Below are 21,637 nucleotides of genomic sequence, written 5' to 3'. Positions count from 1 at the left end.
TTAGAAGAGCGCGACTTTGGGCACCGCCGGGAAGATCTCCTCGAGTTCGGACAGATCCCCGGCGTCGGGCTTCCAGGCGACCGAGGCGGCGTTCTGGCGTATCTGGTCCGGCGTGGTGGCGCCGGCGATCACCGAGGAAACGGCCGGCCGTGAGGCCAGCCAGGAAAACGCAACCTGCAGTTCGCCCAGTCCGCGCGCGGCGGAGAACTCGCCGAACCGCGCGAGCTGACCGAAATCCGCCCTTTCCAGGAGGTTCTGTCTCGAATGCGTCAGCCGGCTCCCCTCAGGGGCGCTGCCGGAGGAATACTTGCCCGTCAGCAGTCCGTTGGCCAGGGGGAAATACGGCAGGACGCCCAAGCCATAGGCCTCCGCTGCGGGAAGCACTTCGAGTTCCGCGCGCCGGTCCAGCAGGTTGTAGTGGCTCTGGCTGGAGACGAACGGCGTGTATCCGCCCTGCCGGGCCGTGAACTCCGCCTCGGCGATCTGCCAGCCGGCGCGGTTCGAGTGCCCGATGTAGCGCACCTTGCCGGCGCGGACGAGGTCGTCCAATGCCGCCAGCGTCTCCTCGATCGGCGTCAGCGCATCCGGGGTGTGGAACTGGTACAGGTCGATGTAATCCGTGCCGAGCCGGCGCAGCGAGGCCTCCACCGCCGTGGCGATGTAGCGCCGCGAACCGCGTGCGCCGAAGTCCCGGCCGTTGGCACCGGACATGTCCATGCCGAACTTCGTGGCGAGAACAACGTCGTCCCGCCGCCGGCCGAGGGCCTTGCCGAGGCGGATTTCCGACAGCCCAGGTTCCTTCCCGTAGGTGTCCGCCGTATCGAACAGCGTGACACCGGCGTCGATGGCCGCGTGGACCACCGCGTCGGTTCCCTCTTGGGTCTCGGTCGGGGTGCCGGCGCGGCCCAGGTTGTTGCAGCCGAGTCCGACGACGGAGACGGCCAGTCCGGAGCCGCCCAGTCTCCGGTATTCCATGTCCCCGGACGAAGGGTGGGCGTCCGGGCCGCCGGGTGCCTTGAGGGAGTCGGTCACGGGATGCCTCTCATGTTCGTTTTCACACGGCGGCGCTGTGCCACCGTGGCCTACCTGCGTCGGCCGGCACCGCGCCGGCCGCTGCCCGCTACGTGAGCGAGAACCTGCCCTTGGCCGGAAGCGGGTGCTTCTGCTTCAGGGAGTCGGGCTCGCCGTGGGGCGCCACCCCGATGGACAGCTTGGTGAAATCCAGCTGCGCGTCCCGCAGGCACGTCTTGATGGCGGATACCGCCTTGGACGGCTCAGGCGACAGGATCCGGATGTTGAGCTTCCGGGGCGTGAAGTCGGAGGACTCCACGGTGCCCAGCCCGCGCCAGGCCAGATGGCCCCGCAGCACCTCCTCGGCCCGGCGCAACAGGTGCTTGTCCCGGTCCGTGCCCTCGACCGTCTTCAACGCGTACTGCGCCACGACCCAGAACTGGTCCGCGTCCTCGAGCTCGGCGAAACCGTCGTCGGAGCACTGCTCCTCGAAGCCGGCCAGAAGCGCCGCACCGGTCTCCGCGTCGACGTCCTTGGACTCCCGGGTCTTCGACTGGTACCCCACGGTTCCGTGGTTCAGGACGAATTGGCCGAGTTCCTGGTCCTCGAACTGCTCGTACCAGGCCTCGCGGAACTCGAGGGTCCCCTTGTCGTCCCGGCGGTACATGCGGATGATGGCCATGGTGCTCCTTGATGCTGGTGGTGCTGGATGTCTCGGAAAAATCGTGGCGCGTGGCTAGTGCGGGTCGGAAGCGGCACCGGCCGCGGACCTTCCCGCGGCAAGCCATGCGCCGGCGGTCGAATCGAAGGGAGCCGTGCGGTTGCGGACGGATCCAAGCAGAAACTCGGCCTCCGCGCCCATCGCGCCCCGCAGAACCTCCGGATAACCGAAGGCCACTGCGTGCTCGGCGAACTCGTCCTCGTCGTCGAGGAACACCCCGCGTTCGTTTGAACGAATGACATCGAGGTCCATGTCGATGGAGTTCACCTCCCAACCCGCCGGGCGGAGGGGACGCCAACCAATGCCCGTGGACACGTCGATGTACAACCTGACGTCCCCGGGATGACTCTCGTCGTAGAACGTTGCCACCCAATCCCCGGCATGCGGGAAGAGGCAGACGGCGTCGGACTCGGCCATGAACCCCAACCCGGGACGGGAGACGAACGAGCCCCGCGGCTGGAAGACCCAGTGCCCAAACGAGTCGGCACCGAGGTAGGTACCGGGGACGACCCAGTGCGCACCGCCGTCGTACTTCCAGGCGCGCGCGACGATTGGAGCCCCCGCCTCGATGGCCGGCGGCGTGCGGACCAGATCCCGCGGCAGGCTCACGTCTGCGGAATCTGGCCGGTGGGCAGATCGTGTCCGGGCAGGGGCCGCGCGAACGGCACCTTGGTGCCGAGCACCTGGGCGGTCGTGTCGCGCGCGATCTGCGCGGCCGTGACCCCGACCCGGGCCAGGACCTGGTTGCGGGATCCGTGCTTGAGGAATTCGACCGGGAGACCCACCTCGTTCAGCGCGGTGTCGACGCCCGCGGCGCGCATCTCCTGGCGGATCCGCGACCCGACACCGCCCGCCTTGACACCATCCTCGATGCACACGACGATCCGGTGCCTCGCGGCCAGTCCGATGATCGAGCTCGGAACCGGCAGGACCCACCGCGGATCGACCACCGTGGACGAAATGCCCTGGGAGCGCAGTCGCTCCGAGACCTCCAGTGCCATGCCGGCCATCGACCCGACGGCGACGATCAGCACATCAAGTTCGCCCTCCCCGTGGCGGGCGAGGACGTCGACGCCGTCGTGCAGCCGTTCCGTCGCTTCGATCTCGGCGCCGACGGAGCCCTTCGAAAAGCGCAGGACGGTGGGCGCGTCGTCGACGGCCACGGCCTCCCGCAGTTCCTCGCGAAGCCGGGTGGCGTCACGCGGCGCGGCCAGATGCAGGCCAGGCACCACCTGCAACAGCGAAAGGTCCCACATGCCATGGTGGCTGGGCCCGTCGGGACCGGTGACTCCCGCGCGGTCCAACACCACCGTCACACCGGCCTTGTGGAGCGCGACATCCATCAACAGTTGGTCGAAAGCGCGGTTCAGGAACGTCGCGTAGAGCGCAACCACCGGGTGCAGGCCCCCGAACGCCATGCCGGCCGCGCTCGTCAGTGCGTGCTGCTCGGCGATTCCGACGTCGATGACGCGCGACGGATGGCGTTCGGCCATGGCCTTCAGCCCCACCGGAATGAGCATGGCGCCGGTGATGGCCACGATGTCGGCCCGACGGTCCGCGATGTCCGCGATCTCCTCGCCGAAGACGCTGGTCCAGGACTGCGCGTTGGGACGCTCGACGAGCTCGCCGGTTTCGGGGTCGATCACACCGACCGAGTGGAACTGGTCCGCCTCGTCGGCGCGGGCCGGCGCGTAACCGCGGCCCTTCTCCGTCAGGGTATGGACGATGACCGGACCCTTGTAGCTGCGCGCGAGCTGCAGCGCCTCCTCGACGGCGGCCATGTTGTGGCCGTCGATGGGTCCGATGTATTTCATGCCGAGGTCCTCGAAGAGTCCCTGCGGCGCCCACCAGTCCTTGATGCCCTTCTTGGTGGCATGGAGGCTCTTGTACGCAAAGCGCCCGACCGCCCCGCCCTTCTGCAGGCGATCCTTCCAGAAGTCGAGCGTGCCCTCGTAGACCTCGTGCGTGCGGACCCTGTCCAGCGTCTGCCGCAGTCCGGCCAGCTGGTCCGCGAGCCCGCCGATGGTCGGGGCGTAGGAGCGGCCGTTGTCGTTGACGACGATGACAACGCGCCGGTCCTTGTCTACGGCGATGTTGTTGATGGCCTCCCAGGCCATGCCCCCGGTGAGGGCGCCGTCCCCGACGACGGCGACGACGTACCGGTCCCCCTCCCCCGCGAGCCGGCGGGCGCGCGAGATGCCATCGGCCCAGGAGAGCGAACTGGACGCGTGCGAGCTCTCGACGACGTCGTGTACGGATTCGGAGCGCTCCGGATAGCCGGCCAGCCCGCCCTCCTGGCGCAGGGTCGAAAAGTCCTGGCGTCCGGTGACGAGCTTGTGGACGTACGACTGGTGGCCGGTATCGAACACCAGCGAATCGTGCGGGGAATCGAACACGCGGTGAATGCCGAGCGTCAGTTCGACGACGCCCAGGTTCGGACCCAGATGGCCGCCGGTGCGTGCCACGTTGGCGATCAGGAAGCCGCGGATCTCCGCGGCCAGTTCCTTCAGCTGCTCCGGCGCCAGCGCGCGGAGGTCGCGGGGCTCGCCGATGGATTCGAGCAGGGACACGAAGCCGTTCCTTTCGCCGGGGCAGGTACCGCTATATCCTACCGGCCACGCGGGTGCACGGGGTGGGACGCGGCCGCGCCGCACGCCGTCGGCTTCCTACGCGGCGGGCGGCGGCGCGGCGTACACCATTGACAACCTGCGGTAGGACCGGGTGAGTAGCGCCGCGAGGCCCAGCAGGATCGACGCGACACCGGACACCAGGAACACCAGCGCGATCCCCCGGGCGTTACCGTCCCCGAGCAGCCAGCCCAACGACTGCCGCCCGGCCGGCGAACCCACGTACGGGATGATCCAGAATTCGGCCAGCGGGGCGACCATGAACGCCGTGACCGGTGCGGCGGCCGCCTCGAACGTCATGGCGAATCCGAAGACCCTCCCCTGGGTGGCGTACGGGACGACCTTCTGGATAACGGTCTGCTCCGCCGCTTCCACCGCCGGTATGATCATCATGAAGATCCACATGCCGATGGCGAAGAGCCACCACCACTCGCGCAGCGTGAACGTGGCTCCGAGCACGCCGGTGCACGCGACCAGCACCAACATGGTGCGGATCGGATTCCGGCCGAGCCCGAATTTCGCCACCAGGCCCCCGCCGATCAGGAATCCCGTGGCCGTGACACCGAGGACCACGCCCCAGATCTCGACGGGAAAGATGGTCAGGCCGTACGGATCCATGAGCGCCATGAAGACCCCGCCGGTGAGGTTGTTGAACGTGGTGAACAGGATCAGGGCGAACAGCCCCTGCGTGGCTCGGACGGCCGCGATTCCGGCACGCAACTCGGCGAAGCTTTCCCGTTCGGCCGAACGCACGATGCTGGGTTCGGGAATCCTGAGCGCCAGGAGGTGCCCCAGCACCGCGGCGCAGGCCACCAGGGCGATGACGATGGTCCCGCCCATGCCGATCAAGCCGATGGCCAGCCCGCTGAAGACCGAGGTGACCATGAAGGCAAGCCCCTGCACCGTGCCCACCAAACCGTTGGCGTTGGCACGGCGGTCCGGCGGCACCAGCAGCGTCACGGTCGTGGACAGCGCGATGTTGCGCAGCTGTTCGAACACCGCCCCGATGAGCACCACCAGGGCAAACATCCAGAACCAGATGCCGGTCAGGTCCAGCAACCGGGATTCGGGTATCAGCAGGAACATCAGTCCGGACACGGCGAAGCACGCAACAGTGAAGACCGTGGAGCCCACCATCACCGCGTGCTTGCGGTAGCGGTCCACGAGTACGCCGAAAAAGAGCCCGAAGAACGCAACCAACAACATGTAGGCCCCGCCGATGAGACCGGTGGCAAGCACCGAGCGGGTCTCCAGGTAGACCCAGAAAGTCAGGGCGAACCACAGGAAACTCGTGGTGACGTTGGCAAGCGCCGTGTTGACCAGGACGTGCGTAAAGGTGCGGTGCCCCGTTTTAGGTAGGGCCCGGCTCGCGCCGGATTCGCCGCCGTTCGTGCCGAGGTCCGTGGGAGACGTCCCATCCGGAGACATGGGGCCAGCATAATTCCGGCCACGTCGATTCAACAGGGCCGAGCCGTTCGCCGGCGCGGTCATCTGACGGAATGGGCCTGCTCTCCACTGAGTTTCTTGGTGAGCTCGTGCGCATGGTGCAGCAACAGGCGTCCCATTTCCGGGCGTCGGTCGGGCGCGAACCGCGATTCGATTCCGGTCAGGCTGAGGGCCCAGGCCGGTTGGCCCGCCTGGTCGAAGACGGCGGCGCCCATCCCCCAACTCCCCTCCACGATCAATCCTGGGTTTTCCGCCCAGCCCCGTTCGCGCGTCTCCGCGACGCGCCGACGCAGGGAGCGCTGCCCGTGTTCGCTTCCGAACTCGGTGTCCAGGGCGTGGGCAGCGAGGTACCGTTCGGTAGCGCCCTCCGGAAGGAAGGACAGGATCGCCAGCCCAGCAGAGGCCACTCCCAGCGGAAATCGCTTGCCCTCGTGGAGCACGAAGGACCGGATGGGAAACGCACCGTCCTCCCGCAACAGGCATACCGTTTCGTCGCCGCGCCGAACGGAGAGGAAGGCGCTCTCGCCGGTCGCGGCCGCGAGGGCGGCGACGTGGCCGCGGGCAATGCCGGTGATGTCGTAGCGCTCGGCGGCAACGGTACCCAAGAGGTACATTTCCGGACCGAGCATCCACAGACCCTCCCGGTGGTCGTGGTCGCAGAATCCCTCTGCGGTCAGCGCGGCCAGGAGGCGGTGCACCGTGGGGCGCGCCAGCCCGGTCGCCACGGCAACCTCACTCGTGGTGGTGCCCCGCGGCATGGCGGTGCCCACGGAGCGCAGGACAGTTGCCAGTCGACCCACAACCTGTGCACCCGGATACGAATCACTCATGTCCATATTATGGACCGAATCGGTCCGCGGGACCATCACTCGATCGATTTGCGTGAGATGCGTCCACTTCGTAGACCAAGTGCCCGCGTCATTGTTACGTTCTTCCCGTGAAGGACAGCGACTCCACATCGTGGACCATCAAGGGAGAATCATGACAACGAAGGTCTTGGAAAACGTCAGTGAGGTCCTGGGTGAGACAGTCCGCGACGGCATGGTCATTGCGGTTGGCGGCTTCGGCCTCAGCGGAATCCCCAGTCGACTCATTGCCGCCCTGCGCGACACCGGCGCCACCGGCCTGACCATCGTCTCGAACAACATGGGCGTGGACGGCAAAGGGCTGGGAATCCTGCTGGAAAACAGGCAAGTCTCCAAGGTCCTGGCCTCCTACGTGGGCGAGAACAAACTCTTCGCACGGCAGTTCCTGAACGGGGAACTCGAGGTGGAGTTCGTTCCCCAAGGCACGCTGGCCGAACGGCTGCGCGCCGGCGGCGCAGGCATTCCCGCCTTCTACACACCCACGGGAGTGGGAACTCCCGTCGCCGACGGCAAGCCGGTGATGGAGTTCGACGGGCGTCAGGCCATCCTGGAACGCGGCATCGTCGCCGACATCTCCCTGGTGCGCGCCCACGAGGCGGATCCAGAGGGGAACCTGCGCTACCGGATGACGGCTCGGAACCTGAACCCGCTCGTCGCGGCCGCGGGCCGCGTCACGTTCGCCGAGGCGGAAATCATCCATCGGGACTATCTGGATCCATCCCTCGTGGACACCCCCGGGATCTTCGTACGGCACGTCGTCACCACCGACGGCACCAAGGACATCGAAAAGCGGACCGTGCGCGTCCGTCAGGAGGCATAGGACCATGTGGACCCGCGATGAAATGGCGGCCATCGCCGCCAGCGAACTGACCGACGGCCAATACGTCAACCTGGGCATCGGCATCCCGACCCTGGTGGCCAACAACCTGCCCGAGGGCGTGCGAGTCACGCTGCAAAGCGAAAACGGCCTGTTGGGCATGGGCCCTTTCCCCTACGAGGGCGAGGAGGACGCGGACCTGATCAATGCGGGCAAGCAAACCGTCACCGTGCTGCCCGGTGGAAGCTACTTCGACTCCGCCGCCTCGTTCGGCATGATCCGTGGCGGGCACGTGGCCACCGCGATTCTCGGCGCGCTCCAGGTCGCCGCCAACGGCGATCTGGCGAACTGGACCATTCCCGGGAAACTCGTCAAGGGCATGGGCGGGGCCATGGACCTGGTGGCCGGGACGCCACGCGTCATCGTCATCACCGATCACGTGGCGAAGGATGGGACACCGAAAATCGTGGAACGCTGCGACTTGCCGTTGACCGGCGTTGGAGTGGTGGACCGGATCATCACGGACCGCGCGGTGTTCGACGTGGTCGATTCCGCCCTGGTGCTGCGTGCCGTCGCGCCGGGTACCGCCATCGAAGAACTCAGCGAGTCCACCCGGGCCGCATTCACCGTCGACCTCGAGGAGCAGGAAGCCGCATGAGCGCATTGATCGCCGGGTACGCCCGCACACCCTTCGCACGATTCAACGGGGCCCTGGCCACCGTTTCCGCCACGGAGCTGGGCGCCCATGCCGCGGCGGCCGCCCTCGAACGTGCCGGGATCGGCGCGGAGGAAGTGCAGCGGGTCTTCGCCGGGCAGGTGTTGCAGGCCGGTGCCGGGCAGAATCCGGCCCGGCAATCCGCCGTCGGAGCCGGTATCGATTTGCGCGTTCCGGCGCTGACACTGAATGCCGTCTGCCTCTCCGGCACGGAGGCGGTGGTCGCCGGCGAACGCCTGATCGCCAGCGGCGAGGCCGACGTGGTGGTGGCCATCGGCCAGGAATCCATGTCGCTGGCGCCGCACATCCAGCGGGCTCGGGCCGGTACCCGGTACGGGGCCATCGAGATGATCGACACCCTGGAGTTCGACGGACTCACCGACGCGTTCGAGGCCCGGTCCATGGGCTCGTCCACGGAGGACGGGAACACGGCCATGGGCATCGACCGTGCCGAGCAGGATGGCTTCTCCGCCCGCTCGCACCGCCTGGCAGCGGCCGCCGCGGAATTCCACGCGGCCGAGATCGCGCCGTTCACCATCGCCTCCCGGCGCGGAGACACGCTCGTTTCCCTAGACGACGGCGTTCGTGCCGAGACCACCGTGGAGACCCTGGGCAAGCTCCGTGCGGCGTTCAGCAAGGAAGGCACCATCACGGCGGGCAACGCATCGCAGATCACCGACGGCGCAGCGGCCCTGGTGTTGGTCAGCCGTTCCGCGGCCGAGCGGCTGGGCGTTACGCCCTTGGCCGAGATCGTCTCCCATGCATTCGTCGCCGGCCCGGACGTGCGGTTGCACGAGCAACCGGCCAACGCCATCATCGCCGCCTTGGAGGGCACGGACTTCGCCCCGGGCGATCTGGCCGCCGTCGAAATCAACGAGGCGTTCGCCGCCGTGGGCATCCGCTCCACCGCGAAGCTGGGCATCGACCCGGAGATCGTGAACACCAAGGGCGGCGCGATTTCCATGGGGCATCCGATCGGAGCCTCCGGCGCCCGGATCGTGGGGACGCTGGCTCGCCAGCTGGCGGAGCTCGGCGCCGGGTCCGTGGGTGCCGCCGGCATCTGCGGCGGCGGCGGCCAAGGCAGCGCCGTGGTCCTGCGCGCCCTGTAGCGGAACGATTCCGGGCCGCGAACCAGCGAGCCACGCCCGCTCGTCGGCGGGACCATGAAACACCGCGAGGGCGGACACCCGGTGACCCGGATGTCCGCCCTCGCGGTGTTGGCAGCTCGCCTAGGAAGCGGCGATCTGGCGCAGCACGTACTGCAGGATGCCGCCGTTGCGGTAGTAGTCGGCCTCGCCCGGCGTGTCGATGCGCACCACGGCGTCGAAGGACTTGGCGGAGCCGTCCTCTGCCGTCGCGGTGACCTTGACCGTCTTCGGGGTGGTGCCGTTGTTCAGCTCCGTGACGCCGGAGATCGAGAACGTCTCGGTCCCGGTCAAGCCCAGGCTGTCGGCGGACTCGCCCGCCGGGAACTGCAGCGGCAGGACGCCCATGCCGATGAGGTTCGAGCGGTGGATGCGCTCGAAGGACTCGGTGATGACGGCCTTGACGCCGAGCAGCGCGGTGCCCTTTGCGGCCCAGTCGCGGGACGAACCGGAGCCGTACTCCTTGCCGCCGAGGACGACCAGCGCGGTGCCGGCGGCCTGGTAGTTCTGCGCGGCGTCGTAGACGTACGCCTGGGGCGCGCCCTCCTGGGTGAAGTCTCGGGTGAAGCCGCCCTCGACGCCGTCCAGCAGCTGGTTCTTGATGCGGATGTTCGCGAACGTACCGCGGATCATGACCTCGTGGTTGCCTCGGCGGGATCCGTAGGAGTTGAAGTCCTTGCGGTCCACGCCGTTGTCCAGGAGGTACTGGCCCGCCGGCGTATCCGACTTGAAGGAGCCTGCCGGGGAGATGTGGTCGGTGGTGACCGAGTCGCCCAGCTTCAGCAGGACGCGTGCGCCCTCGATGTCCTTGACCGCGTCAGGGGTGGCCTGCATGCCCTCGAAGTACGGGGGCTTCCGGACGTAGGTGGACTTCTCGTCCCACGCGAACGTGTCGCCCGCGGGAGTGTCGAGTGCCTTCCAACGGTCGTCGCCGTCGAAGACGCCCTCGTAGCCCTTGGCGAACATGCCCTCGTCGATCGACGCGTCGATGGTCTCCTGGACCTCGGTCGGCGTCGGCCAGATGTCGCGCAGGAAGACGTCGTTGCCGGAGTCGTCCTTGCCCAGGGAATCCGTCTCGAAGTCGAAGTCCATCGTTCCGGCCAGCGCGTAGGCGATGACCAGCGGCGGGGACGCCAGGTAGTTCATCTTCACGTCCGGGTTGATCCGGCCCTCGAAGTTGCGGTTGCCGGAAAGCACGGCCGTCGCGGCGAGGTCGTTGGCCTGGATGGCCTCGGAGATCTCGGCCTCGAGCGGGCCGGAGTTGCCGATGCAGGTCGCGCAGCCATAGCCGACGATGTAGAAGCCGAGCTTCTCCAGGTACGGGGTCAGTCCCGACTTCTCGTAGTAGTCGGTGACGACCTTGGATCCCGGGGCCACGGACGTCTTGACCCACGGCTTGGAGGCCAGGCCCTTTTCGACCGCCTTGCGCGCCAGGAGCGCCGCGGCCAGCATGACCGACGGGTTCGAGGTGTTGGTGCACGAGGTGATGGAGGCGATCGACACGAGGCCGTGGTCGACGGTGAACTCTCGTCCGTCCGCCATGGCCACGTCGACGGGCTTGGAGGGACGGCCGATGTTCAGCGCGTCCGCGTCGCCTGCGGCGTAGTTGTGGATGTCCTTGCGGAATTGCTCCTTGGCGCCCGTCAGCTCGATGCGGTCCTGGGGACGCTTCGGGCCGGCGATGGAGGGAACCACCGTGGAGAGGTCCAACTCGAGGTATTCGGAGAAGCGGATCTCGCGCGACGCGTCGTGCCAGAGGCCCTGTTCCTTCGCGTAGGACTCGACCAGCGCGACGTTCTCGGCCGGGCGGCCGGTCAGGCGCAGGTAGTCCAGCGTCACGTCGTCGATCGGGAACATTGCGGCCGTGGAGCCGAACTCCGGGCTCATGTTGCCGATGGTCGCGCGGTTGGCCAGCGGCACCGCGGCGACGCCCTCGCCGTAGAACTCGACGAACTTGCCGACGACGCCGTGCTTGCGCAACATCTCGGTGATGGTCAGCACGACGTCGGTAGCGGTCGCCCCGGCCGGGATGTTGCCCGAGAGCTTGAAGCCGACGACGCGCGGGATGAGCATGGAGACCGGCTGGCCGAGCATGGCCGCCTCGGCCTCGATGCCGCCGACGCCCCAGCCCAGCACGCCCAGACCGTTGACCATGGTGGTGTGCGAGTCGGTGCCGACGCAGGAGTCCGGGTAGGCGCGCAGCTTGCCGTCGACCTCGCGGGTCATAACGGTGCGGGCCAGGTACTCGATGTTGACCTGGTGGACGATGCCCGTTCCCGGGGGAACGACCTTGAAGTCGTCGAACGCGGTCTGGCCCCAACGCAGGAACTGGTAGCGCTCGCCGTTGCGCTGGTATTCGATCTCCATGTTGCGCTCGAGGGCGCCGGAGTTGCCGAACACGTCGATCTGCACGGAGTGGTCGATGACCATCTCGGCGGGAGCCAGCGGGTTGACGCGGGTCGGGTCGCCGCCGAGGTCCCTGACGGCTTCGCGCATGGTGGCGAGGTCGACGACGCACGGAACCCCGGTGAAGTCCTGCATCAGAACGCGGGCCGGGGTGAACTGAATCTCGATATCCGGCTGCGCGTTCTCGTCCCACTGGGCAAGGGCGCGCACGTGATCGGCGGTGATGTTCGCGCCGTCCTCGGTCCTCAGCAGGTTCTCAAGCAGGATCTTCAGGCTGTACGGAAGGCTCTCGGCACCTTCGACGGCCTTCAGTCGGAAAATCTCGTATTCGTTGCCATCGACGTCCAATACGCCTTTGGCCCCAAAGCTGTCCACATTACTCATTGGGACTCCTCTCGCCAGACTTCATCTTTGTTGCTGGTCCGGACGAACCGCCAGTTAGGCGCGCCTTACCGTTAGGCGGTCCGGTTGGATTACGGCAGAGCTGTTCACAGTCTAGCCACGCACGACCGTTCGCATACCCCCCCCGGATCCGGGGTTATCTTGATGTCAAGATTTATTTTCACGGTACTTCCCAAGTATCTTGATGTCAAGATACTGTGGTCCGGACGGGCCGACACAAAGGAACTGGTGGACATGGACGGGCACACGGACGCCGTGGACGAAATCATCGACGGGTGGCGGCGGGCCCTGCCCTCGGAGGACGTCGAGCCGATGGGCGTCTTCAGCCGGATCGTCCGCCTCGCCCAACGCTTCGACGCCCTGCGCCGCAACGCCCTCGCGGCCCAGGGTCTCCAGCTCGGGGACTTCGATGTGCTCTCCGCGATTCGGCGCAGCCCGCACGGTGCGCTGACGGCGGGACAACTGGCCAGGGAAAACCTCGTCACGTCGGGCACGATGACCAACCGGATCGACCGCTTGGCCGCCCTGAAACTGGTGGGCCGATCGGCCGATCCGGACGACGCCCGGATCGTACGGGTCCAGCTGCGGCCGGAGGGACGGCGCATCGTCGACGCCGCTTTCGTGGAGCTCATGCGAATCGAACACGAACTCCTGGGGGCGGTCCGGGACGCCGACCGGCAGCCGCTCGTCGACCGGCTCAGGGAGCTATTGGCACGGCTCGAGGCCTAACGCGGGGTCCCGCGCCCGGGTACTAGCTGCGGACCAGGAGTCCCACCATTTCCATGTGGTGGGTGTGCGGGTACAAATCCAGCACCCGAACGGACTGCAGGGCATAGCCCTTCCGGTCGAAGTAGGCGACGTCGCGGGCGAAGGACGCCGGGTCGCAGGAGACGTACGCGACGCGGGCCGGATCCGCGGCGGCGATGCGGGCGACCGCCTCCTTGCCGGCACCGGCGCGGGGCGGATCCAGCACGACTCCGGCGAGGGACCCGGCTTCGAGGCCATCCGGGACACCCGCGGCCGCGAGCCGCTTCTCCACGCGACCCTGAACGATCTCCACCTGTGGCCTGCCGTGCGCGTTCCGCCGCGCGTCCTTGCTGGTCCCCGGAGCCCCCTCGATGGAGACGACCCGCCCGGACTCCCCCACGGCGTCGGCCAGCGCCAGGGTAAACAGGCCAGCGCCGGCGTAAAGGTCCGCGAAGCGCTGCCCAGGCCGGGGCTCCAGCAGGCTGGTCACGGCCTCCACGAGCGTCGGGGCGGCGAGCCGGTGGATCTGCCAGAATCCCTCTCCGGTGACCCGGTATTCGCGGTCCAGGACGTTCTCGGCGACCCAGGTGCGGCCGCGAAGGCGGCGCAGTTCGCCGCGGCCGTCCGCCGTCGAGCCCGTCGCCTGGGTCAGCACCGCGGCCGAGGTGCCGTCGGGCAGCCGTTTGGCGGCGCGGTCGGCGGAGCCGGGCTTGGCGCCGTCGTTCTCGACGAACAGGACCAGCGGCGCGGCGTCCGACGACGGCGCAACGACCTCCACGCGCGCGATGCCGCTGAGCGGAATCTCCCAGAGGCGCAGGGCGTTGATGGCATCGACCGCCAGCGGCATCTCGTGGACCGGGATGAGCCGGTCCGAATGGTATGCGTTCATCGCGAGGCGCCCTTGGGCATCGACGGAAAACGACGCCCGCGTGCGCCAGGCCAATCCGTCCCCGCGCTCACCCGCGGGAACCTCGACGCCGGCGAAGCCCACGGCCTCGGGGTCGGTTTCACCGAGGCGTGTCAGCTGTTCCCGGAAGACCTGTCCCTTGAGCTGGCGCTGGTGCGCGAGTGTGGCGTGTCCGAATTCCGCGCCGCCGACCGGCAAGCGTCCGTCCGCCTCGGCGGTTAGCGCGTCGGCGAGCGGCCACGGGTGTTCCGTGCGGTGCTCGGAGGCCTCCAGCACCTCGATGGTGTCCGCGTTCCAGAAGCGGCCTCCCGAGCCCTCCCCCGTCACCCGGGCCCGCACGAGCTCCCCGGGCAGCGCGTGGCGGACGAAGACCACGCGGCCCTGGTGGCGGGCCACGAAGTGTCCCCCGTGGGCCGGGGCGCCGATGCGCAGTTCGAGGACGTCGTCGTTCGGGGGGGTCTGCGTCATTCGGGCCTCCGGCCACTGGTGGTGTCCCGCGCGTTCGCGGTGTTGTCGAAAAGTGCCCGGCCATGGGTGGATTCGGACAGTTGCCACGGCACGCTGGCCACGACCACGCCGGGTTCGAAGTGGAGCCGGGTTTTGATGCGCAGCGCGGTCTGGTTGTGGATCAGCTGCTCCCACCAACGTCCCACCACGTACTCGGGGATGTAGACCACCACGAGGTCGCGGGGCGAGTCGCGTTTGATGCCCTTGATGTAGTCGATGATCGGCGCCGCCGTCTCGCGGTACGGCGAGGCGAGAACGGTGATCGGTACGGGAATGCCGAGCCGGTCCCAATCCGCTACGGTCCGGGCCGTTTTGTCTTCGTCGATGTCCACGATGATGGCGTCGAGCTTGGAGGGGCGGCCGGCCCGGGCGAAGGCCACAGCCCGCAGGACGGGCTTCCGCAGCGTGGACACCAGGATCAGGGCGTGGACACGTGCCGGCAGGGCCTTCGCCGACGTGGAGGCGTCCACGGAGAGTTCCCGGTCCACGGCCTCGTAGTGCCGGTTGATCGAGAACATGACCAGGTACAGGGCGAGGATCCCGAGGAGTGCCAGCCATGCGCCGAAAATGAATTTGGTGACGAGCACGATCACGAGCACGGCGGCCGTGAAGACGAAGCCGATCAGGTTCAGGAGGCGGGAGCGCTGGATCCGCAACCGGATCCGACGGTCGGCCGTGCTCGCCAGTTGCCGCCCCCAGTGCTTGACCATGCCCAGCTGGCTCAGTGTGAAGGAGACGAAGACGCCGACCACGTAGAGGTGGATCAGGGTGGGCACGTGGGCGTCGAACACCAGCACCAGCACCAGCGCCGCCACTCCCAGGGAAATGATGCCGTTGCTGAACCCCAGACGGTCCCCGCGCGTGCGCAGCTGCCGCGGAAGGTATCCGTCCGTCGCCAGGTGGGACGCCAGATTCGGGAAGGACCTGAACGCCGCGTGGCCGGCCATCCACAGGACGGCCCCGGTGAGGGCCAGGATCAGGTAGAAGCCCACACTGGCCGAACCGAAAATCGCCTGCGCCAACTGGCCCACGACGGGGTTCTGGATGTAGTCGGCGGGGATCGGACCGCCGTCGAGCAGTAGATTCGTCTCCGGATTCTCCACCACGTGGATGCGCGTCGCCCGAGCCAGGAACATGGTCCCCAGCGTCAGCGCCGTGGCCACGACCCCCAACCACAAGAGTATCGACGCCGCGCTGCGCGCCCGCGGCGCCGCCAGCGTCTGGACATTGCTGATCGGGGCCTCGATGCCCGTCATCGCGGCCGAACCCGTGGAGAAGGCGCGCAGCACCAGAAGGGCGCCGAAGAATCCGGTCAGGCCGGCTTCGTAACCGGCCTCGGGCACGATCTCGAACTCGGCGCTGGGCGCGCTGCCTAGGGTCCCGAGGCCGGCCGTGACCGTGCCGACCCCGATCATCACCAGCATCGCGGCGACAAAGAGATACGTCGGCAGGGCGTTGCCGACGGGCGATCTTCCAACACCGCGCAGATTCAGCAGGGCCAGCAGCACGACGCCGGACGCGGCGATCGGGGCTTCGTTTCCGGCCAGTGCCGGGAAGGCGGCGATCGCATAATGCGCCGCGGAGGACATCGACACGGCGACGGTGAGGACGAAATCGACCAGCAGCGCGGCCGCGACGGTCGTGCCCGCCCGGGGGCCGAGGTTCACGCTCGCGATCTCGTAGTCGCCCTTGCCCGACGGGTAGGCCTTCACCGACTGGCGGTAGGAGGCGATGATGACCAGCATGACGGCCATCACCGCCACACCCACCAGCGGGGACAGGTAAATGGCGGACAATCCCGCGATGGCCAGGGTCAACAGCACCTCGTCCGGGGCATAGGCCACCGAGGACAGGGCGTTGGAAGACAACAGGGGCAGCGCCAGCCGGCGCCGCAGGGGTGCCTGCTTCAGCCTTTCGGTCCTGAAGGGCCTGCCCACCAGGATCCGCTTGAGCGCGTCGAGAAACGTCAGCACCAGTCAAAGTTAGCCCCTGAGCGCGCCCATGTCATACGCGGCATCCACGCGGCGGGGCCCGCGGGGCCGAATCGTGCGAGACTTGGGCTGGAAAACGACGGGGCCGAGCGCATCGGGCCGGCCCAAGGCGAGAGAGTTCGGGAGCTGTACGTGGCGCATTTCGTCATCATGGGTTGCGGTCGCGTGGGAATGACCCTCGCGCACACGTTGGACGACGCCGGCCACACGGTGGCGATCATCGATCAGGACGAGCGGGCATTCCGGCGTCTTCGCCGCGGTTTCTCCGGGCGCCGGGTCACCGGCGTCGGATTCGACCGGGAGACCCTCGAGCGCGCCGGCATCGAGGACGCGTACGCTTTCGCCGCCGTCTCGAGTGGCGACAACTCGAACATCCTGGCCACGCGCGTGGCACGCGAGACCTACCACGTGCCTAATGTCGTCGCGCGGATCTACGACCCGGGCCGCGCGGAGATCTACCAGCGCCTCGGCATCCCCACCGTCGCGGCCGTGCGCTGGAGCGCCGACCAGGTGTTGCGCCGGATCCTTCCCGAACAAGGCATCAACGGCGACTTCCGCGAGGCGTCCGGGCGGTTGATCCTCGGCGAAGTCTCGCTCCACGACGGTTGGTACGGTCGCACCCTGAACGACATCGAGGACGCCACCGGAGTCCGTGTCGCCTATCTCACGCGGTTTGGCGAGGGCATGATCCCCGCCCGGGACGCGAGGCTGCAAAAGGGCGACATCCTGCACGCCATCATGTCGGTGGACGCCACGGCGGACATCGACCGCACGCTGTCCAAGGCGCCCAAAGCGCCTGCGGACCAACAGGCATCGGAGTCCTAACCGTGAAGGTGATCATCGTCGGGGCCGGCAGCGTCGGTTCCTCCATCGCACGCGAGCTGCTCGCCCACGGGCACGATGTCCAGCTGATTGACGAAAAACCGGAGGTCGTGGGACGCAGTGGGCTGCGCGGCGCGCGCTGGCTCTTCGGGGACGCCTGCGAGTTGAGCACGCTGAAGGAAGCTGGTCTGGACGACGTCGACGTCGTCGTCTCCGCCACGGGAGACGACAAGGTGAACCTCGTCGTCTCCCTCCTGGCCAAGAGCGAGTTCGGCGTGGGCCGGACGGTCGGCCGAGTCAACAACCCCAAGAACGATTGGATGTTCGACGACGCATGGGGTGTCGACGTCGCCGTCAATACTCCGCGCCTGATGACCGCGCTCGTCGAGGAGGCCGTCGAAATCGGCGACCTGGTCCGGCTTTTGACGCTGCAGACGGGCGTCACGTCGATGGTCGAGTTCACCGTCCCGCACGATTCCGCCCTGATCGGCGCCACCATCGGCCACATCGATTGGCCCGAGGACTCGACCGTCGTCGCGATCCTGCGCGACGACGCCCCCATCACCCCCAGCCCGGACGATGTCATCGAGAGCGGCGACGAGCTGTTCTTCATCACCAGCATCGCGGCCGAGGACCAGTTGCGCGCCGTGCTTCGGCCCGAAGCGGAAACCGACGGCCCGGCCCCGGCGGAGATCGACACGAAGTAGGCGGAACCCGGCCGACCGACCCCGGGCATAGGGGCCGGGCGGCGTCGCCGGTTGTTCCGCGAACCCTAGCGCTGCACGGCCCCGAAGCGTTCGGTGGCGACGGCGACCGCCGCGGCGCGCGCCTCGGAGGCCTCGTCTGCGGTCAGCGTACGATCCGCCGCGCGGAAGCGGAGGCCGAACGCCAGCGACTTCTTGCCTTCGTCGATTCCCGGACCCGAGTAGACGTCGAACAGCGCGACGTCCTCCAACAGCTCCCCGGCCCCCTCGCGCAAGGTCTCGAGCACGTCGCCGGCGACCACGGCCGAGTCGACGACAAGCGCGACGTCCTGGGTGGAGATCGGATACGTGGAGATCGGCCGCGCCACGATCACGTCCGCGGCGGCGGCGAAGAGAACGTCCGCGTCGATTTCCACGGCTGCCGTGCGCGCCGGGAGGTCCAGCTCGGTGAGGAGTTTCGGGTGAAGCTCCCCGGCGTAGCCAACCGCCGTGCCGTCGCGCAGAGTCAGCACGGCGGTGCGGCCCGGGTGGAATGCCTGGTGCGAGCCTTGGGAGCAAACCAGATCGACCCCGAGCACGTCGGCGACCAGCTTGGCCACGTCGAGGGCATCGGACCAGTCGTACGGGCGCGGCTCGTGCCCGGCTCCGGCGGGGGAATCGTGACCCGTCAGGACCGCGGCGATGTGCTGCGGCTGGTGAGGCAGGCCCTCGTCGAGCGCATCGAGTTCGTCGTCCGCCGGACGCTGGGCGGTCTCCGGTAGGGTCGCGGTCCCCAGCGCATCGCCGGGCAGGAACACCAGCCCCGCCTCATACAGCGCCAAGTCGCGGAAACCACGGCCGTGGTTGCGCCGCGCCGTGGCCAGCAGTCCGGGCAAGACCGACCGGCGCATGTGTCCGAACTCGGAGGACAGTGGGTTGGCGAGCCTGACCGACGCCGGTTCCCGACCGCCCTCCGCCGTGCCGAACGTCGCGTTCTGGGCAGCCGAAACGAAGGGGTAACTCAGGGTCTCGGTCAAGCCGGCGTCGGCGAGTGCCTGCACCACACGCCGACGTTGCTGCTGGACGCGGGTGAGGCCACGCCCGGGTGGAGCCACCGGCAGGGTCGCCGGAATCTTGTCGTAGCCGACGAGTCGGGCGACTTCCTCGGTGAGGTCGTCACGTGTGCGCAGGTCGTGCCGCCAGGTAGGAGCCGTCACGCGATAGCCATCGGCGGTCGCTTCCACCTCGGCGCCCAGGTCGCGGAGCGTGCCTTCGATCTGTGCGGGGGTGAACTCGATCCCCACCCGCCGCGTCGGGTAGTCGGCGGGCAGGTCGATGAGGGCCGGCGCGGGGCGCGTGCCGACGTCGGTCGCGGTGGAGTCGGCGACACCTCCGGCGAGTTGGACCAGCAGATCGACCGCGCGCTGCGCGGCCTCGTCGGCGATTTCCCAGTCGACGCCGCGTTCGAAGCGCTTCGAGGCCTCGGACGGCAGCTTGTGGCGGCGCCGCGTCCGCGCGATCGAGACCTCCTCGAAGTGCGCGGCCTCGACGAGTACGTTGGCCGTGTCGTGGGAAACCTCCGTGGAGGCGCCGCCCATGACCCCGGCGATGCCAATGGCACCGGTCTCGTCGGTGATCAGCAGGTCTTCGACGTTCAGAACGCGTTCCTTGCCGTCCAGCGTGGCCAGCCTCTCCCCCGCGGCGGCGCGGCGGACGGTGATCGGTCCGCTCAGCTTGTCGACGTCGTAGAAGTGCAACGGCTGGCCCAGTTCGAGCATCACATAGTTGGAGATGTCGACCACGAGGGAGATGGAACGGATGCCGGCCAAACGCAGGCGGCTGGCCATCCACGGCGGGGTCGGCCGGCTCGGGTCCACCCCGCGCACGGTCCGCGCCACAAAACGGTCGCAGCCCGCCAAGCCGTTGATGCCGGCGTCGTCCTGGATCACGACGGCGTAGCCCGGGCCGCTCGGCGCGTCTGCCGTGATCCCCGCGACGGGGTCCGTGAACGGCGTGCCGGTCGCGTGCCCGTATTCGCGCGCCACGCCACGGATGGAGAAGCAGTAGCTGCGGTCCGGGGTTACGTTGATCTCGGCGGCCTGGTCGTTGAGTCCCAGGAGCTCCATCGCGTCGGTGCCGACCTCGGGGTCCAAGCCCATCCGGGAGAGCACCAGAATGCCGTCGTGGTCCTCGCCGATACCCAGTTCCCGCACGGAGGCGATCATGCCGGCGGAGACGTGCCCGTAGGTCTGGCGCGGGCTGATGCGGAAGTCTCCCGGCAGCACGGCGCCGGGCAGGGTCACCACGACCTTGTCGCCCTCGACGAAGTTGTGCGCGCCGCACACGATGCCCTGCACGCCGGAAGGATCGATGCCCTCCTGCTCCAGGGTCTGGGGCCGGCCTTCGGGGACCACGCGCACCTGGCACCAGTTGATGGTCTTGCCGTTGGTCTGCGGTTCCTTGACGATGCTGAGGACCTGGCCAACCACCACCGGACCGGACAACTCGTCGGAGGGACGGTGGACGGCCTCCTCTTCGAGGCCGACTTTGACCAGGTCGGCCATGACGTCCTCGGCGGTGGCGTCGGAGGGAACCTGCGCGTACTCGCGCAACCATGAAAGTGGAATACGCATTGCTTAGATCTCCATCCCGAAGTGCTGGCTGAAACGGACGTCGCCCTCGATCATGTCGTGCATGTCGGGCACCTCGTTGCGGAACATCAGGGTGCGTTCGATGCCCATGCCGAAAGCGAAGCCCGAGTAGACGTCCGGATCGATCCCGGCCGACCGTAGGACGTTGGGGTGCACCATGCCACAGCCGCCCCACTCGATCCACTGGGGGCCGCCCTTGGCGCCGGGGTGCCAGATGTCCAGCTCGGCGGAGGGCTCCGTGAAGGGGAAGTAGTTGGGGCGGAGCCGGATGTCGGCCTCGTCGCCGAACATCTGGCGTGCGAAGTGCTCCAGCGTGCCGCGGAGGTCGGCCATGGACAGGCCCTTGTCCACGGCGAGTCCCTCGAACTGGTGGAACACCGGTGTGTGCGTCGCGTCGAGTTCGTCGGTGCGGAACGTTTTGCCCGGGCACAGCACGTAGATCGGCACGTCGCGCTCGAGCATCGAACGGACCTGTACCGGCGACGTGTGGGTGCGAAGGACGAGGTGCGCCTCCGGCGGGTCGACGAAGAACGTGTCCTGCATGTCGCGGGCGGGGTGGTCCGGCTTGAAGTTGAGCGCGTCGAAGTTGAACCACTCGGACTCGACCTCCGGCCCCTCGGCGATCTCCCAGCCCATGCCGACGAAGATGTCGCTAACGCGGTCCTGGAGCACGGAGAGCGGGTGCCGGGCGCCGGCACGACGACGGCGCGGGGCGGCCGTGACGTCCACGGCCTCCTCGACGAGAATGCGCGCGGCGTCCTCCTCCTCGAGCACCTTCGTGCGCGCGGCCAGAGCCTTGTTCACGCGCCCTCGCGCGGCTCCCAAAAGCTTGCCCGCAACGGCCTTCTCCGACTTGTCCAAGCGGCCGATCTCGCGGTTCGCGAGGCTCAGCGGCGCCTTCTCCCCCGTGTGCCCGAGACGGGCGGCCTTCAGCTCGGAGAGGTTCGACGCGTCGGCGATGGCGGTCAGCGCCCGGTCGGCCGCGGCGCCGACGGCGGCTTCGTCCGTCGGGTGCGGAACGGCGTCGCCCACGGAGTCGTGGACGCCGACGGGCGTCATTGATTCAGACATATCTGGTTGGTGCCCTTTTCACTGTGGTTCGCGTGTCCTGGTTCGGGCCCAAGTCTAGTTCAGCCGGATCGGCTGCCCCCAAACCCGGGTAGCTCGCAACGC

The 21,637-nt window shown here is 68.1% G+C and carries 17 protein-coding genes; 6 read left to right on the top strand and 11 right to left on the bottom strand.

The window, feature by feature from the left end:
* The 6 genes from ACHAAJ_RS00960 to ACHAAJ_RS00935 form a co-directional block, all read right to left on the bottom strand.
* Positions 1-975 (bottom strand): aldo/keto reductase, encoded by a 975-nt coding sequence (locus ACHAAJ_RS00960; protein ID WP_435726221.1) that lies wholly within the window; start codon positions 973-975, stop codon positions 1-3.
* A gap of 145 nt (positions 976-1,120) precedes the next feature.
* A complete protein-coding gene (locus ACHAAJ_RS00955; protein ID WP_435725980.1) occupies positions 1,121-1,693 on the bottom strand; it encodes a hypothetical protein in 573 nt (190 codons plus the stop codon).
* Between the two features lie 54 nt (positions 1,694-1,747).
* Positions 1,748-2,341 (bottom strand): DUF402 domain-containing protein, encoded by a 594-nt coding sequence (locus ACHAAJ_RS00950; protein ID WP_435725979.1) that lies wholly within the window; start codon positions 2,339-2,341, stop codon positions 1,748-1,750.
* Positions 2,338-4,302, bottom strand: a complete 1,965-nt coding sequence (dxs, locus tag ACHAAJ_RS00945) for a 1-deoxy-D-xylulose-5-phosphate synthase (protein WP_435725978.1) — start codon at positions 4,300-4,302, stop codon at positions 2,338-2,340. The genes ACHAAJ_RS00950 and dxs overlap by 4 nt, the downstream gene beginning before the upstream one ends.
* Positions 4,303-4,398: 96 nt before the next feature.
* Positions 4,399-5,787 carry an MFS transporter gene (locus tag ACHAAJ_RS00940; RefSeq protein ID WP_435725977.1) on the bottom strand — a complete coding sequence of 463 codons (1,389 nt, stop codon included), beginning with the start codon at positions 5,785-5,787 and terminating at the stop codon, positions 4,399-4,401.
* 59 nt (positions 5,788-5,846) lie between these two features.
* Positions 5,847-6,641, bottom strand: coding sequence for an IclR family transcriptional regulator (locus tag ACHAAJ_RS00935; protein ID WP_435725976.1), 795 nt, complete (start codon positions 6,639-6,641; stop codon positions 5,847-5,849).
* Positions 6,642-6,786: 145 nt separating this feature from the next.
* On the opposite strand from ACHAAJ_RS00935, the gene ACHAAJ_RS00930 reads away from it, so the two are divergent.
* Genes ACHAAJ_RS00930 through ACHAAJ_RS00920 form a run of 3 tightly spaced genes read left to right on the top strand, consistent with a single transcriptional unit; the run spans position 6,787 to position 9,312 of the window.
* The gene (locus ACHAAJ_RS00930) at positions 6,787-7,491 is read left to right on the top strand and encodes a CoA transferase subunit A (protein ID WP_435725975.1); all 705 of its coding nucleotides are present in this window, start codon (positions 6,787-6,789) and stop codon (positions 7,489-7,491) included.
* A 4-nt stretch (positions 7,492-7,495) separates the two neighbouring features.
* Positions 7,496-8,146, top strand: a complete 651-nt coding sequence (locus ACHAAJ_RS00925; protein ID WP_435725974.1) for a CoA transferase subunit B — start codon at positions 7,496-7,498, stop codon at positions 8,144-8,146.
* A complete protein-coding gene (locus ACHAAJ_RS00920) occupies positions 8,143-9,312 on the top strand; it encodes an acetyl-CoA C-acyltransferase (RefSeq protein WP_435725973.1) in 1,170 nt (389 codons plus the stop codon). Before ACHAAJ_RS00925 ends, ACHAAJ_RS00920 begins: the two co-directional genes overlap by 4 nt.
* 120 nt (positions 9,313-9,432) lie before the next feature.
* On the opposite strand, the gene acnA is transcribed toward ACHAAJ_RS00920, so the two are convergent.
* Entirely contained in the window at positions 9,433-12,138 is a 2,706-nt protein-coding gene (gene acnA, locus ACHAAJ_RS00915; RefSeq protein WP_435725972.1) for an aconitate hydratase AcnA, read from the bottom strand.
* A 252-nt stretch (positions 12,139-12,390) separates the two neighbouring features.
* On the opposite strand from acnA, the gene ACHAAJ_RS00910 reads away from it, so the two are divergent.
* Positions 12,391-12,885, top strand: coding sequence for a MarR family winged helix-turn-helix transcriptional regulator (locus tag ACHAAJ_RS00910; RefSeq protein WP_435725971.1), 495 nt, complete (start codon positions 12,391-12,393; stop codon positions 12,883-12,885).
* Positions 12,886-12,907: 22 nt separating this feature from the next.
* On the opposite strand, the gene ACHAAJ_RS00905 is transcribed toward ACHAAJ_RS00910, so the two are convergent.
* Together ACHAAJ_RS00905 and ACHAAJ_RS00900 are read right to left on the bottom strand one after the other, a co-directional pair.
* Positions 12,908-14,278, bottom strand: a complete 1,371-nt coding sequence (locus ACHAAJ_RS00905) for a class I SAM-dependent RNA methyltransferase (RefSeq protein WP_435725970.1) — start codon at positions 14,276-14,278, stop codon at positions 12,908-12,910.
* Complete coding sequence (locus tag ACHAAJ_RS00900; protein ID WP_435725969.1) at positions 14,275-16,290, bottom strand: APC family permease; 2,016 nt, start codon at positions 16,288-16,290, stop codon at positions 14,275-14,277. The genes ACHAAJ_RS00905 and ACHAAJ_RS00900 overlap by 4 nt, the downstream gene beginning before the upstream one ends.
* Positions 16,291-16,440: 150 nt before the next feature.
* Between ACHAAJ_RS00900 and ACHAAJ_RS00895 the strand changes: the two genes are divergently transcribed.
* Together ACHAAJ_RS00895 and ACHAAJ_RS00890 are read left to right on the top strand one after the other, a co-directional pair.
* Positions 16,441-17,133 (top strand): potassium channel family protein, encoded by a 693-nt coding sequence (locus tag ACHAAJ_RS00895; RefSeq protein WP_435725968.1) that lies wholly within the window; start codon positions 16,441-16,443, stop codon positions 17,131-17,133.
* A gap of 2 nt (positions 17,134-17,135) precedes the next feature.
* Positions 17,136-17,837: a potassium channel family protein gene (locus ACHAAJ_RS00890; protein ID WP_435725967.1), complete on the top strand. Its 702-nt coding sequence runs from the start codon at positions 17,136-17,138 to the stop codon at positions 17,835-17,837.
* A gap of 65 nt (positions 17,838-17,902) precedes the next feature.
* Here ACHAAJ_RS00890 and pheT read toward each other — a convergent pair whose 3' ends face one another.
* Together pheT and pheS are read right to left on the bottom strand one after the other, a co-directional pair.
* A complete protein-coding gene (gene pheT, locus ACHAAJ_RS00885) occupies positions 17,903-20,446 on the bottom strand; it encodes a phenylalanine--tRNA ligase subunit beta (RefSeq protein WP_435725966.1) in 2,544 nt (847 codons plus the stop codon).
* A gap of 3 nt (positions 20,447-20,449) precedes the next feature.
* Positions 20,450-21,535: a phenylalanine--tRNA ligase subunit alpha gene (gene pheS / locus ACHAAJ_RS00880; protein ID WP_435725965.1), complete on the bottom strand. Its 1,086-nt coding sequence runs from the start codon at positions 21,533-21,535 to the stop codon at positions 20,450-20,452.
* Positions 21,536-21,637: the final 102 nt, after the last annotated feature.

Origin of the sequence: Arthrobacter arnarulunnguaqae (assembly GCF_051262515.1) — a bacterium.
Classification (GTDB): domain Bacteria; phylum Actinomycetota; class Actinomycetes; order Actinomycetales; family Micrococcaceae; genus Arthrobacter_N.
This window is presented reverse-complemented; position numbering and strand designations above follow the sequence as displayed.

What these genes read in the sequence shown, in the direction of transcription:
- ACHAAJ_RS00960 (WP_435726221.1), bottom strand. Translation starts at nt 975, where the DNA reads ATGGAATACCGGAGACTGGGCGGCTCCGGACTGGCCGTCTCCGTCGTC.
- ACHAAJ_RS00955 (WP_435725980.1), bottom strand. Translation starts at nt 1,693, where the DNA reads ATGGCCATCATCCGCATGTACCGCCGGGACGACAAGGGGACCCTCGAG.
- ACHAAJ_RS00940 (WP_435725977.1), bottom strand. Translation starts at nt 5,787, where the DNA reads ATGTCTCCGGATGGGACGTCTCCCACGGACCTCGGCACGAACGGCGGC.
- ACHAAJ_RS00935 (WP_435725976.1), bottom strand. Translation starts at nt 6,641, where the DNA reads ATGGACATGAGTGATTCGTATCCGGGTGCACAGGTTGTGGGTCGACTG.
- ACHAAJ_RS00930 (WP_435725975.1), top strand. Translation starts at nt 6,787, where the DNA reads ATGACAACGAAGGTCTTGGAAAACGTCAGTGAGGTCCTGGGTGAGACA.
- ACHAAJ_RS00925 (WP_435725974.1), top strand. Translation starts at nt 7,496, where the DNA reads ATGTGGACCCGCGATGAAATGGCGGCCATCGCCGCCAGCGAACTGACC.
- ACHAAJ_RS00920 (WP_435725973.1), top strand. Translation starts at nt 8,143, where the DNA reads ATGAGCGCATTGATCGCCGGGTACGCCCGCACACCCTTCGCACGATTC.
- acnA (WP_435725972.1), bottom strand. Translation starts at nt 12,138, where the DNA reads ATGAGTAATGTGGACAGCTTTGGGGCCAAAGGCGTATTGGACGTCGAT.
- ACHAAJ_RS00910 (WP_435725971.1), top strand. Translation starts at nt 12,391, where the DNA reads ATGGACGGGCACACGGACGCCGTGGACGAAATCATCGACGGGTGGCGG.
- ACHAAJ_RS00905 (WP_435725970.1), bottom strand. Translation starts at nt 14,278, where the DNA reads ATGACGCAGACCCCCCCGAACGACGACGTCCTCGAACTGCGCATCGGC.
- pheT (WP_435725966.1), bottom strand. Translation starts at nt 20,446, where the DNA reads ATGCGTATTCCACTTTCATGGTTGCGCGAGTACGCGCAGGTTCCCTCC.
- pheS (WP_435725965.1), bottom strand. Translation starts at nt 21,535, where the DNA reads ATGTCTGAATCAATGACGCCCGTCGGCGTCCACGACTCCGTGGGCGAC.